Here is a 13,156-nt window from a genome sequence, read left to right as displayed (position 1 = left end):
CAGGTGGAAGACGCCGGGCACGCAGAAGGCGCGGGAGACGCAGAAGGCCCCGGGGAGTGTGACTCCCCGGGGCCTTCCGATCCGTGGTGTGACGTGCCCGGATGGGTGGTCAGATCAGTCCCACAGCGTCGCGACCAGGATGTTCACCAGGCCGAGACCACCGACCGCGTGGGCCAGGCCCGTGGGCACCTCACCGGTGCGCACGGCCCGCCGGCGGCCGATGAGGGCCACCGCGAACACGAGCACGCCGATGAGGAACTTCACCCCGAGCTTCATGTGGTTCGGCTCGCCGCTCATGGCCCAGCCGAACAGCACCAGGCCCGAGACGATCATGCCCACCGAACCCCACCACTGGGACGCGGTCACCGTCGGACGGCGGAAGTGGGCGAACCAGCCGCCCACCACGGCGGCCGCCGACAGGATGTGCACGGCGACGAGTGCGTTGTGCAGGACGTCCACGGATCCTCCGTCCGTCAGAGGCCGAGTTCGGCCGCGAACTCGCCACCCTCAAGGCGGGCCTTGATGGTCTGGAGGAAGCGGCCGGCGTCGGCACCGTCCACGAGGCGGTGATCGTAGGTGAGTGCCAGGTACATCATGTGGCGGATCGCGATGGTGTCGTTGCCGTCAGCGTCGGCCACGACCATCGGACGCTTCACGATCGCACCGGTGCCCAGGATGGCCACCTGCGGCTGGTTGATGATCGGGGTGTCGAACAGCGCACCCACCGAACCGAAGTTCGTGATGGAGAACGAGCCACCGGACATCTCGTCGGCACCCAGCTTGTTGGTGCGGGCGCGGTCGGCGAGGTCCGCGATCTTCTGGGCCATACCGGCCAGGCTCAGCGAGCTGGCGTCCTTGATCACCGGCACCAGCAGGCCGCGCTCGGTGTCCACCGCGATGGCGACGTCCTCGGAGCCGTGGTAGGTGATCTCCTTGTTGTCCGCGGAGAACGAGGCGTTGAGCGTCGGGTGCGCCTTCAGGGCCTCGGCCACGGCCTGGGCGATGAAGGGCAGGTAGGTCAGCTTCACGCCGTTCTTCTGCTGGAAGGCGTTCTTGGCCTTCGCGCGCATCTGGACGATGCGGGTGAGGTCGACCTCGTGCACCTGGGTCAGCTGCGTGGACAGGTCCAGGGACTCACGCATGCGCTGGGCGATGACCTGGCGGATGCGCGGAGCCTTCACGGTGGTGCCACGCACGGACGTGTCCGTGGAGGAGGCCGGGGCCTTGGCGGCCGGCTTCGCGGCGGACTTCTCCTCGGCGGGCTTCGCAGCCTTCTCGGAGGAGTCCTTCGTGTTCAGGGCCGCAGCGAGCACGTCCTGCTTGCGGATGCGACCGCCGACGCCGGTGCCACGCACGGTGGACAGGTCCACACCGTTCTGGTGGGCCAGACGGCGCACCAGCGGGGTCACGTAGCCCCGGCCGGGCTCGGAGGCGGACTCGCCGGCACCGGCCTCGGAGGACTCGGCCTTCTGGGCGGCCTTCTCGGTCTCGGTGCCGTCGGCGGCCTGGGTGGCCTTGTCCTCGATCTCCTCGGCGGAGGCCTTCTCGGAGGACGAGGAGGCGGCGGAGCCGGAGCCCACGCGGGCCAGGACGGCGCCGACCTCGGCGGTCTCGTCCTCGTTCACCAGGATCTCCAGCAGCTTGCCGGACACGGGAGAGGGGATCTCGGTGTCGACCTTGTCGGTGGAGACCTCGAGCAGCGGCTCGTCGGCCTCGACGTCGTCGCCGACCTCCTTGAGCCAGCGGGAGACGGTGCCCTCGGTCACGGACTCGCCCAGGACGGGCAGGGTGACCTCGGTGGCGTCGCCGGACGCAGCGGACTCGCCGGAGGCGGCGGGAGCCTTCTTCTCCTCGGACTTCTCCTCGGCCGGCTCCTCCTCCTTCTCGGCCTTGTCCTTGGAACCGGAGGCGGCGGACGAGCCGTCACCGATGCGGGCCAGGACGGCGCCGACCTCGGCGGTCTCGTCCTCGTCCACGAGGATCTCCTCGAGGATGCCGGCGAAAGGCGACGGGATCTCCGTGTCGACCTTGTCGGTGGAGACCTCGAGCAGCGGCTCGTCGACGGCGACCTCGTCGCCGACCTGCTTGAACCAGCGCGAAACGGTGCCCTCGGTGACAGACTCACCCAGGGCCGGAAGGTTGACGTTCTCAGACATGTGCTTTCTCCTCACATGGCGGGCCGGTGGGCTCGCCGGGTGTCGTGGCGGGCCCGATCAGGGCCCGCGGGGTCGGGGTGGGATCAGCCGTGCAGCGGGTGGCCGAACAGGGCCATCGCGGCCTCGCCCAGCGACTCGTTCTGGGTCGGGTGGGCGTGGATGAACTGGGCGACGTCCTCGGGGTAGGCCTCCCAGTTCACGATCAGCTGCGCCTCACCGATCTGCTCGCCGATGCGCTTGCCGATGCCGTGCACGCCCACGATCGGGCCGTTCTTCTGACGGACCATCTTGATGATGCCGCCGGTGCCCAGGATCGAGGACTTGCCGTTGCCGGCGAGGTTGTACTCGGCGACCTCGACGTTCTCCTTGCCGAACTTCTCCTCGGCCTTGGGCTGGGTGTAGCCCACGGACATGATCTCCGGCTCGGTGAAGGTCACCTTCGGGATGTTGATGTCCTCGACGATCATCGGCTCGTTGCCGACGATCTCCTCGGCCACGAAGATGCCCTGCTGGTAGCCGCGGTGGGCCAGCTGCAGGCCGGGGACGATGTCGCCGACGGCGTAGATGTTGCCGACGCCGGTGTGCAGGCGCTCATCGGTGATGACGAAGCCGCGGTCCAGGGTGATGCCCTGCTCCTCGTAGCCCATGCCCTCGGTGTTCGGGCCGCGGCCCACGGCGACGAGGCAGACCTCGGCCTCGAACTCCTTGCCGTCGGCGAGGGTGACCTTCACGCCGTCACCGGTCTCCTCGACCTTGTCGAAGAAGGTGCCGAGGTTGGTCTTGATGCCCTTCTTCTTGAACTCGCGCTCGAGGACCTTGATGATCGCCGGGTCCTCGTTGGGGACCAGGTTCTTCATGCCCTCGATGATCGTGACCTCGACCCCGAAGGAGTTCCACAGGGAGGCGAACTCGGAGCCGATCACACCGCCGCCGAGCACGATGGCGGACTTCGGGGTGTAGTCCAGCTCCAGGGCCTCGGTGGAGGTCATGATCTTCTTGGAGATCGGCAGGCCCATGGTCTTGGACACGGAGCCGGAGGCCAGGACGATGTTCTTGCCCTTGTAGCGGGTGCCGTCCACCTCGATCTCGTCCTTGGAGACGAGCTTGCCCTCGCCCTCGATGACCTGGACCTTGCGCATCTTCAGCAGGCCCTGCAGGCCCTTGTGCTTGCCGGCGACGATGCCGTCCTTGTAGTCGCGGACCTTCGCCATGTCGACGCCGTCGAGGGTCGCCTTCACACCGAACTTCTCGGAGTGGCGGGTCTCGTCAGCGACCTCGGCGGCGTGCAGGTACGCCTTGGTGGGGATGCAGCCCCAGTGGAGGCAGGTGCCACCCACCTTGGCCTTCTCGATGAGCCCCACACTCAGCCCGTGCTGCACGGACCGGAGGGCAGTGGCGTACCCGGCGGAGCCACCGCCGAGGACGAGAACGTCGAATTCCTGAGCGGGTGCCGAATCGGCCACGGTGATGCTCCTTGTGTTCTGGTCGGAGAAGGTGACTCCGACGATGGACCTCCGAGAGGTCCGCGACCGCCGGGCCAACGGACCCGGCGGGCGGACGTCGTCACTCACCATACCCGGACCGGCACCGGTTCACCCGGCGCGACCCTGCAACAACGCCACCAAGGTGCGGACCATCACACCGGTGGCGTCCTTCGGTGTGTACCCGTACGGGCTGGACTCGTTGAAGGACGGGCCCGCGATGTCCAGGTGGGCCCATGGGGTGGGGGACTGCTCGCGCTCGTCGGCAGGGCGGCCGGCGTCGACGAACTCCCGCAGGAACGCGGCGGCGGTCATCATGCCGCCGTGGCGCTCGCCCATGTTGGAGATGTCCGCCACGCGCGAGTCCAGGGAGCTGCGCAGCTGCTCCGGGATCGGCATGGCCCAGGCCAGCTCGCCGGCCCGATCGGCGGAGGCCACGACCTCGTCGCGCAGCGCGTCGTCGCCCATCACACCGGTGTGCCGCACGCCCAGGGCCACCAGCTGCGCACCGGTGAGGGTGGCCACGTCCAGGACGGCGTCCGGGGTCTCGTCCGTGGCGGCCACGAGGGCGTCGGCCATCACCACGCGACCCTCGGCGTCCGTGTTCATGACCTCCACGGTGGTGCCGCCGCGCATGGTGATCACATCCGAGGGGCGGATCGCGGTGTGCGAGGGCATGTTCTCGGCCATGGCCAGCCAGCCGGTCACCCGCACCGGCAGCTCGAGGCGGGCGGCGGCACGGACCGCGGCGAACACCGTGGCGGCCCCGGCCATGTCCGACTTCATGGTCATCATCGAGGCCGGGGGCTTGAGCGAGATGCCGCCGGTGTCGAAGGTGATGCCCTTGCCGACCAGGGCGATGTGAGCGCGGGCGTCCTCCGGTGCGTGCTCGATCCGCACCAGGCGGGGCGGGCGCGAGGACCCCTGGCCGACCGCGAGGATCCCGCCGAAGCCGTCTTCGCGGAGGGCATCCTCATCCCACACACGCACCTGCAGGCTGGCCTCCTCGGCCGCGGCCGCCACCGTGTCCGCGAACGTCTCCGGGTACAGGTGCGAGGGGGCGGTGTTCACGAGATCGCGGACGGTGCACACCGCGTCGGCGATCACCTGGGCCCGGTGCAGGGCCTGCCGGGCGCGTTCAGCGGGGACGCCGTCGGCCACGATCTCCAGGGCGCCCACCGGGGCGCTGGCGCGGGCCTTCTCATGTGTCCTGTCCGACTTCAGCGCGGTGAAGGCGTAGGCGCCCATCGCGGCGCCCTCGGCCACGGCCTGCAGCTCCTCCTCGGTGGAGACCGGCAGCGCGAGCGCGGCCGAGGCGGTGCCGGCCAGCGAACGCACCGCGGCCCCGGCAGCACGGCGCAGGGCCTCCGATCCCACCCGGCCCTCGGCGTCCGGCGAGCCCAGGCCCGTCAGCACGAGCAGCGGCCAGCGCGAGCCGGCGGCACCGGGCAGGCGGTGCACCTCGTCGGCGCGGCCGCGCACGCCCAGTAGCTCCAGGGAGGCGTCCAGTGCCACGGCGAGCTCCTCGGGCAGCGCGTCCGAGAGCAGCACCGGCCCCTCCGGGCCGGAGGCCACGCCCACCACGACGGCGTCGGCGGTGGTCTCCGCGAGGGGCAGGGCGGTGAGGGTCGGGCGGTCCGTGCTGATCACGAGGGAGCCTTTCATCCGGGGACGGAGGGGGCCCGGCGCCGGCGCGTCGCGCACGGGGCCGGTTCTGCGTCATCCTAGTCCCGCATGTGCGGCGGACCACGGGCAGGGAATAGCGTGTGCCGAACCCGTGGTTGCCCCGGGGACGCCGCCCGTCCCGCACCGGGGCGCCGCGCGGACACCGGCAGCCACCCCTCGACGGAAGGCGGGACCCGTGCAGGACCCCACCCAGCTCTACACACGCCACGACGCCGACGCGCCCGTGCCCGCGGGGCTGCACCTGCTCGTCACGCTCAGCGGCCACCTCGACGCCGGCCACTTCGGCTCGCAGGTGCGCGCCGCCCTGCGCGACCGCCTGCACCACCGCACCGTCGCCTCCTTCGACGCCGACCTGCTCCACGACTACCGCGCCCGTCGGCCCCGGATCCGCTTCGAGAAGAACCGCTTCACGGACCTGCGGATGCCCCGCCTGGACGTCGAACTCATGGAGGACCTGCTCGGCCACCCGTTCCTGCTGCTGGCCGGCCCCGAGCCGGATGTGCAGTGGGAGCGGTTCGTGGCCGCCGTCCTGGAGCTCGTGCGCGCCTGGGACGTCGCCGACCTCACCCTCGTCGACGCCGCCCCCCTGCCCGTGCCCCACACCCGCCGGCCCGGGGTCACCACCTACGGCACCCGCAGCGAGGCCGTGGAGGGCCTGTCCACGTGGAGCCCCGAGGCCGAGATGCTCGCAGGGGCCCTGCAGGTGCTCGCCGTGCGCGCAGAGCAGGCCGGGGTCGGCACCGCCGCGTTCACCGTCCACGTGCCGCACTATGTCTCCGAGGCCGCATACCCGGCGGCCGCCGTCGCCGGCCTGGAGTACGCCGGCGCCGCCATGGGCCTGATGCTGCCCACCGACGAGCTGCGCGACGCCACCCGCGAGGTTGAGGCCGAGCTCGAGCGGCAGGTCGCCGCCTCCGAGGAGATCCGCACCATGATCGAGGGCCTCGAGAAGAACTTCGACCAGAACGCCGAGGAGCAGGAGCGCTCGCTGCTGGAGACCGCCGGCGGCCTGCCCGACGGCGACCAGCTCGCCTCCGCCGTCGAGGCCTACCTCGCCGAGCGCGACAGCGGAACCACCCCGTCCGGTCCTGCACAGGGCGAGGACGGCCCCTCCCCATCCACCGACGGCCACCACTGACGAGCGCACCCCCGGCCTGCCCTACCAGGCTGGGCCCATGGACACCACACCCACCGCCCCCTGCTCCGACCTCGTCCGCGCCCGCGGCGTGGACGACCTCCTCGGCTACGCCGGGCACGTCCTGGGCACCCTGCCCGAGGACTCGATCGTGCTGACCACCCTGGCCGGATCCACCCTCCGGGCCGTCATCCGGGTGGACCTGCCGCCCGAGACCCCGCCCCACACCGACGACGCACTGACCGCCTGGGCCCGCGCCGTGGCCCGCACCTGCCGCCGCGACACCGGGGCGGACGCCGTCGTCGCCGTCGGCCTCAGCCAGCAGCCCACGCCCCCGCCCTGGTGGCCCCACCTGGACGACGCCCTCACCCGCACCGGACTGCCCGCCCTCGAGGCCTGGTGGGTCAGCCGCGGCCGCGCCCGGCGCTGGGACCGGCCCGAGTCGGCCGACCCCGGTGTGCCCGTGGACCCACGCACCTCCGCCGTCTCCGCCCGACTGATCGGGCTCGGCTCCGTCTGGGGCCTGCGCGACGCCGACGCCCTCCTGCCGCCCCGCACCGACGCCGCCGAGACCTCCTGGCCGGTACCGGACGAGGACGACCTCACCGCCCAGGAACGCTGGCACCAGGCCTGGGAGCATGTGCTCACCACGGACACACCTCACCGCCCCGAGCATGCACCGCATCTGGGCGCCGGCCTGCTCGCCCCGCTCTGGCGCGACGGGCTGATCGTGCAGGCCGCCGCCGGCCCCGACGCCGACACGCTGGGACCGGCCGCCATCGCTGAGCTCCTCGTCGCCTCCGGGCCGCCCGCCCCCGACTGGCGGCGGCTCGACCGCCTCTGGCACTCCTGCCGCACCCTCGCCGCCACCGCCCCGGCCCCGACCGCGGCCGCAGCGCTCGCGGTGGCCTCCTGGGTCGCCTGGGCGCGGGGCCAGGGCCGGGCCGCGGGCGTCCACGCGGACGGGGCGCTCCGCCTGGACCCCCAGCACCGGCTGGCACAGCTGATGCGGGCGGTCACGGATGCTGGGCTCGTGGCCGACTGGGCGGCCGACCCCGCCACCGCGTGGCGCGCAGACGGCCCGGACGCGGACGGACCGCTGCCGTGAACGGCGTCGGACCCGCTCGCATGAGAGACTGTCACGGTTCGGCGTCGTCCGGGAATACCGTCCCGGGGTGCGGCGTTGGACCCGCCGTCGACCCTGCAACCGTCGGGGCGAGCCCTTCGCGGCCGCACCGGGCTTGACAGGGTCACGTGCATATGGACAGCAGTGCTCCGCGCCGGGCGCGGACCAGAACCAGACGGAAGGGCTCTTCAGTGACGACGTCGACGACCAAGGGTGCCACGGCCGGCGCGGAGGAGACCACCGCCGGGGCCAGCACCTCCCGCAGCCGCGGTGCCGCCAAGACCAGCGGCGCCTCCACCACGGCCGCCAAGAAGACCACGGCGGCCCGGAAGACCACGGCCGCGAAGAAGCGGACCACCGCCGGCACCACCACCAAGGCCGCCACTGAGGCCGAGGCCGGCACGGAGAAGACCCCGGCGAAGAAGACCGCCGCGAAGAAGGCGACCGCGGCCAAGAAGACCACCGCCGCTAAGGCCCCGGCCAAGAAGGCCCCCGCGAAGAGGGCCGCCGCCAAGACCACGCGCACCGCGACCACTAGGAAGGCCAAGGCCGACGACGCCCTCGAGGGCGACGACCTCCTGGACGACGCCCAGGACCTCGAGGTCGAGGACCCGGACGAGGTCGCCGAGGAGGCCTCCGAGGACGGCGAGGATGACACCGCCGACGGCTCGGACGCCTCCGACACCCCCGGCCCCGCCGAGCGCTCCACGCCCGTCAGCGGCGCCTTCGTGGTGGACAACTCCGAGGACGACGCCCCCGTGCAGCAGGTCGTCGTCGCCGGTGCCACCGCGGACCCGGTCAAGGACTACCTCAAGCAGATCGGCAAGGTGGCCCTGCTCAACGCCGAGCAGGAGGTGGACCTCGCCATGCGCATCGAGGCCGGCCTCTACGCCGAGCACCAGCTCAAGGAGAACCCCGTGGAGGACTACCGCCTCCGCCGGGACATGGAGCTGATCATCGCCGACGGCCGCCGCGCCAAGAACCACCTGCTCGAGGCCAACCTGCGCCTCGTGGTGTCCCTGGCCAAGCGCTACACCGGCCGCGGCATGCTGTTCCTGGACCTCATCCAGGAGGGCAACCTCGGCCTGATCCGCGCCGTGGAGAAGTTCGACTACACCAAGGGCTTCAAGTTCTCCACCTACGCCACCTGGTGGATCCGCCAGGCCATCACCCGCGCCATGGCCGACCAGGCCCGCACCATCCGCATCCCCGTGCATATGGTGGAGGTCATCAACAAGCTCGCCCGCGTGCAGCGCCAGATGCTCCAGGACCTCGGCCGCGAGCCCACCCCGGAGGAACTGGCCAAGGAGCTGGATATGACCCCGGAGAAGGTCGTGGAGGTCCAGAAGTACGGCCGCGAGCCGATCTCCCTGCACACCCCCCTCGGCGAGGACGGCGACTCCGAGTTCGGCGACCTCATCGAGGACTCCGAGGCCGTCGTCCCCGCGGACGCCGTGTCCTTCACCCTGCTCCAGGAGCAGCTGCACTCCGTGCTGGACACGCTCTCCGAGCGCGAGGCCGGTGTGGTGGCCATGCGCTTCGGCCTCACCGACGGCCAGCCCAAGACCCTCGACGAGATCGGCAAGGTCTACGGCGTCACGCGTGAGCGCATCCGCCAGATCGAGTCCAAGACGATGTCCAAGCTGCGCCACCCCTCCCGCTCGCAGGTGCTGCGCGACTACCTGGACTGAGCCGCACACGACGACGGCCGGGGCCCGCCCCGGGGGGGGGCCGCCGGGGGCGGGGGGGGGGCCGGGGCCGTCGTCGTGCTCGGGCCAGGGTGTCACGGCGCCCGGATGGGCGGGTCAGACGTTCAGCTGCTCGGTCTCGTCCTGCCAGAGCGTGGTCTGCGGGCGCAGGGCACCCTCGACGTCCCGGGCGTGGTGCCCGCAGAACAGGAGCTCGCCGCCGGAGGGCAGCACGGCACGGACATACGCCTGGGCGTCGCAGCGGTCGCAGCGGTCGGCACGCGTGAGGGCGGCCGGCTCGGTCGTGGCGGTGATGGACATGCGGTCCTCCTCGGTCTCAGGACGGGCGGCGCGGGATCAGCCGTCGGCGCGGCCACGGCACCCGTCAGGACAGACAGCATGGCAGGGCCGGCCCCGCGGCGCCGCCCGTGCCGCCCCGTTTCGCCAGGCGCGTACCCCGCCGGCCCGGGCACGCGGCCCGCACCGACCCGGACCCCCGGTGACCCCCGTGGGCGCTCGGGATACACTGGACCGTCCCCGCCCTGCGCCGCCGGCGCCCTGCCCCGCCCCGACTCGAAAGGCCCCCACGTGCCCGCCACCTCCGAGTACAGCGCCCGCCACCTCTCCGTGCTGGAGGGGCTCGAGGCGGTGCGCAAGCGCCCGGGCATGTACATCGGGTCCACGGACTCGCGCGGGCTCATGCACTGCCTCTGGGAGATCATCGACAACTCCGTGGACGAGGCGCTGGCCGGCCACGGCCAGTCCATCGAGGTCACCCTCCACCCGGACGGCTCCGTGGAGGTCGAGGACAACGGGCGCGGCATCCCCGTGGACGTCGAGCCCCGGACCGGCCTGACCGGCGTCGAGGTGGTCTTCACCAAGCTCCACGCCGGCGGCAAGTTCGGTGGCGGCTCCTACGCGGCCTCCGGCGGCCTGCACGGGGTGGGCGCCTCCGTGGTGAACGCGCTGTCCTCCCGGCTGGACGTGCAGGTCACCCGCGGCGGCAAGGTCCACCAGATGTCCTTCCGGCGGGGCCAACCCGGCGTGTTCGACGACGGCGCCCGCCCGTCCCCGGACGCCCCCTTCACCCCGGCCGTGGACGCCTCCCCGCTGCAGGTGGTGGGCAGGGCCACGCGCGGCCGGACCGGCACCCGGGTCCGCTACTGGGCCGACGAGCAGGTCTTCACGCCGGAGGCCCGGTTCGCCGTCGAGGACCTGCGCGCCCGTGCCCGCCAGACCGCGTACCTGATCCCGGGGCTGCGCATCACCGTGCGCGACCTGCGTCGTGAGGCCGGCCAGGAGGCCCCCGCGGAGGAGGTCTTCCAGTACGACGGCGGCATCGCCGAGTTCGCCGAACATCTCACCCCCGCGGCGCCCGTCACCGACGTGTGGCGTCTGCAGGGCTCGGGCACCTTCACTGAGCGGATCCCGGTGCTGGGCGAGGACGGGCGCACCCAGATGCAGGACGTCAAGCGCACCTGCGAGGTGGACGTGGCCCTGCGCTGGGATGTGGGCTATGAGACCGTCACCCGCTCCTTCGTGAACATCATCGCCACACCTAAGGGCGGCACCCACCAGTCCGGGTTCGAGTCCGCCCTGCTGAAGGTCTTCCGGGAGCAGGTCACCGCCAACGCGCGCCGGCTCAAGGCCGGCACGGACAAGGTGGAGAAGGACGACGTCCTGGCCGGGCTCACCGCCGTGCTCACCGTGCGCCTGGCCGAGCCTCAGTTCGAGGGCCAGACCAAGGAGGTCCTGGGCACCCCGGCGGTGCGGAGGATCGTGGCCAAGGTGGTGGAGAAGGAGCTCACCGCCCGGCTGACCTCCACCAAGCGCGGTGACAAGCAGCAGGTGTCCGTGCTGCTGGAGAAGGTCGTCTCCGAGATGAAGTCCCGGATCTCCGCGCGCACCCACAAGGAGAACCAGCGTCGCAAGAATGCCCTGGAGACCTCCACGATGCCGGCCAAGCTCGCCGACTGCCGGTCGAACGACGTCGCCAGCTCCGAGCTGTTCATCGTGGAGGGCGATTCGGCCCTCGGCACCGCCAAGCTCGCCCGCTCCTCGGACTTCCAGGCTCTGCTGCCGATCCGCGGCAAGATCCTCAATGTGCAGAAGGCGTCCGTCTCGGACATCCTCTCGAACGCCGAATGCGCCGCCCTGATCCAGGTGGTCGGAGGCGGGGCCGGGCGCAGCTTCGACATCGACGCCGCCCGTTACGGCAAGGTGATCCTGATGACGGACGCGGACGTCGACGGCGCCCACATCCGCACGCTGCTGCTCACCCTGTTCTTCCGGTACATGCGCCCCATGGTGGAGGCTGGCCGGGTGTTCGCCGCCGTGCCGCCGCTGCATCGGATCGAGGCGGTGACGCGCGGGTCGAAGGAGCGGGAGGTCATCTACACCTACTCCGAGGCCGAGCTGCACCGCACGCTCGCGCGCCTGGAGGCTGAGGGTCGCTCGTACCGGGAGCCGATCCAGCGCTACAAGGGCCTGGGCGAGATGGACGCGGACCAGCTGGCCGAGACCACGATGGATCCCCGCCACCGGACGCTGCGGCGGGTCGGTGTGGGGGAGCTCGAGCGGGCCGAGAAGGTGTTCGAGCTGCTCATGGGCTCGGCGGTGGCCCCGCGGAAGGACTTCATCGTCTCCCACGCGGACGAGCTGGACCGCGAGCGCATCGACGCCTGACCGGGAGGCGCGGGAGGGGACGGGCGGTGGGCCCGTCCCCTCCCGTTTCATGCACGGGAATGCCCGGGGGAGTTCCCGTTTCTCGAACGGAAGTGCCCGGGGGAGTTCCCGTTTCATGCACGGGAGTGGTGAGGGGTCAGCGGGAGCGGTAGTAGGCGGCCAGTCGGTGCAGGCCCTCGTCGATGCTGACCGACGGCGTCCAGCCGAGCACCTCGCGTGTGCGGCGCTGGTCGAACCAGTGCGCCGTGGAGAGCTGCTCGGCGAGGAACTCGGTGAGCGGGGGCTCGCCGTCGCCGGTGGCCTCGGCCCCGGAGCGCAGACCGAACAGGTCCCGCTCCCAGGCGCGCTCCACGAGGGCGCCCACCCGGCGGGCCAGCCCGGCCGGGACCCGACGCTCGGGCTCGGGGGCGCCGCCGGCCAGGGCGATCTGCCGCACGAGCTCACCCACCGGACGGGGCTCGCCGTTGGTCACCACCAGCGCCTCACCGTGGGTGTGGTCCACGGCGGACACCGCCGCCACGGTGGCCTCCACGGCGTTGCCGGTGTAGAGCGTGTCGATCAGCGCGGCGCCGGTGCCCAGCACGGGCATGCGCCCGGCGCGGGCGCGCTGGACGATGCGGTCGGTGAGCTGGAGGTCGCCCGGGCCCCACATCAGGTGCGGGCGCAGCACGAGCACCCGGAAGTCCGGGGCGTCCATGCCCAGCACGAGCCGCTCCCCGGCGGCCTTCGTCCGGGCGTAGGGGCCGCGGGCCCGCTCGGGGCTGGCCGGGCCGGCGCCCTCGCCGACGATCGAGTCGCCGGCATGGGCCACGGAGGGGGAGGAGACGTGCACGAACCGGCGCACCCCGCGGGCCCGGGCGGCCTCCGCGAGCAGACCGGTGCCGCCCACGTTCACGGTCTCGAACTCCTCCTCGGGCCCGGACACGGACACCTTCGCGGCCACGTGCACCACGGTGTCAGCCCCCTCGAGGGCCTCCGCCACCGCGTCCGCGTCGGTCACGGAGCCGCGCACGTCCCGGGCTCCCTGCACCCCGGAGGGGCGGCGCTGCAGCGTGGTCACCGCGTCGCCGGCCTCGGCCAAGGCGCGTGCCACTCCGGCACCCAGCAGGCCGGAGGCGCCTGTCACCAGCACACGACGTGAGGCGACCCGCTCCACCAGGCGCGGGGACCCTGCGGGGTCGAGATCGACGTCGTACCCG

At 72.2% G+C, this 13,156-nt stretch carries 10 protein-coding genes; 4 read left to right on the top strand and 6 right to left on the bottom strand.

Annotated features, from left to right (window positions below):
* Positions 1 to 114 precede the first annotated feature (114 nt).
* The 4 genes from SPI96_RS06580 to SPI96_RS06565 form a co-directional block, all read right to left on the bottom strand.
* Complete coding sequence (locus SPI96_RS06580; RefSeq protein WP_321081565.1) at positions 115 to 459, bottom strand: hypothetical protein; 345 nt, start codon at positions 457 to 459, stop codon at positions 115 to 117.
* 14 nt (positions 460 to 473) lie between these two features.
* Entirely contained in the window at positions 474 to 2,156 is a 1,683-nt protein-coding gene (sucB, locus tag SPI96_RS06575) for a 2-oxoglutarate dehydrogenase, E2 component, dihydrolipoamide succinyltransferase (protein ID WP_321081564.1), read from the bottom strand.
* An 83-nt stretch (positions 2,157 to 2,239) separates the two neighbouring features.
* Positions 2,240 to 3,619, bottom strand: coding sequence for a dihydrolipoyl dehydrogenase (lpdA, locus tag SPI96_RS06570; RefSeq protein WP_321081563.1), 1,380 nt, complete (start codon positions 3,617 to 3,619; stop codon positions 2,240 to 2,242).
* A 129-nt stretch (positions 3,620 to 3,748) separates the two neighbouring features.
* Positions 3,749 to 5,287, bottom strand: coding sequence for a leucyl aminopeptidase (locus tag SPI96_RS06565; protein ID WP_321081562.1), 1,539 nt, complete (start codon positions 5,285 to 5,287; stop codon positions 3,749 to 3,751).
* A gap of 211 nt (positions 5,288 to 5,498) precedes the next feature.
* Here SPI96_RS06565 and SPI96_RS06560 point away from each other — a divergent pair, with 211 nt between their 5' ends.
* From SPI96_RS06560 to SPI96_RS06550, 3 genes are all read left to right on the top strand, one after another.
* On the top strand, positions 5,499 to 6,461 hold the full coding sequence (locus SPI96_RS06560) for a PAC2 family protein (RefSeq protein WP_321081561.1): 963 nt from the start codon (positions 5,499 to 5,501) through the stop codon (positions 6,459 to 6,461).
* 37 nt (positions 6,462 to 6,498) lie between these two features.
* Positions 6,499 to 7,566: a DUF4192 family protein gene (locus SPI96_RS06555; protein ID WP_321081560.1), complete on the top strand. Its 1,068-nt coding sequence runs from the start codon at positions 6,499 to 6,501 to the stop codon at positions 7,564 to 7,566.
* Between the two features lie 152 nt (positions 7,567 to 7,718).
* On the top strand, positions 7,719 to 9,275 hold the full coding sequence (locus SPI96_RS06550; protein WP_321081629.1) for an RNA polymerase sigma factor: 1,557 nt from the start codon (positions 7,719 to 7,721) through the stop codon (positions 9,273 to 9,275).
* A 114-nt stretch (positions 9,276 to 9,389) separates the two neighbouring features.
* Here the strand turns inward: SPI96_RS06550 and SPI96_RS06545 are convergent, their stop codons facing one another.
* On the bottom strand, positions 9,390 to 9,593 hold the full coding sequence (locus SPI96_RS06545; RefSeq protein WP_321081559.1) for a hypothetical protein: 204 nt from the start codon (positions 9,591 to 9,593) through the stop codon (positions 9,390 to 9,392).
* Between the two features lie 267 nt (positions 9,594 to 9,860).
* On the opposite strand from SPI96_RS06545, the gene SPI96_RS06540 reads away from it, so the two are divergent.
* Complete coding sequence (locus SPI96_RS06540) at positions 9,861 to 11,957, top strand: DNA topoisomerase IV subunit B (RefSeq protein ID WP_321081558.1); 2,097 nt, start codon at positions 9,861 to 9,863, stop codon at positions 11,955 to 11,957.
* A 136-nt stretch (positions 11,958 to 12,093) separates the two neighbouring features.
* Here SPI96_RS06540 and SPI96_RS06535 read toward each other — a convergent pair whose 3' ends face one another.
* Positions 12,094 to 13,116: an NAD-dependent epimerase/dehydratase family protein gene (locus SPI96_RS06535; protein WP_321081628.1), complete on the bottom strand. Its 1,023-nt coding sequence runs from the start codon at positions 13,114 to 13,116 to the stop codon at positions 12,094 to 12,096.
* Positions 13,117 to 13,156 lie beyond the last annotated feature (40 nt).

This window comes from Micrococcus sp. (genome assembly GCF_034179925.1).
Lineage (GTDB): Bacteria > Actinomycetota > Actinomycetes > Actinomycetales > Micrococcaceae > Micrococcus.
The sequence above is the reverse complement of the archived record's forward strand: the minus strand, read 5'-3'. Positions and strand labels throughout refer to the sequence as shown.

Coding starts and splice junctions, on each gene's coding strand:
- sucB (WP_321081564.1), bottom strand. CDS start 2,156: ATGTCTGAGAACGTCAACCTTCCGGCCCTGGGTGAGTCTGTCACCGAG.
- SPI96_RS06555 (WP_321081560.1), top strand. CDS start 6,499: ATGGACACCACACCCACCGCCCCCTGCTCCGACCTCGTCCGCGCCCGC.
- SPI96_RS06550 (WP_321081629.1), top strand. CDS start 7,719: ATGGACAGCAGTGCTCCGCGCCGGGCGCGGACCAGAACCAGACGGAAG.
- SPI96_RS06545 (WP_321081559.1), bottom strand. CDS start 9,593: ATGTCCATCACCGCCACGACCGAGCCGGCCGCCCTCACGCGTGCCGAC.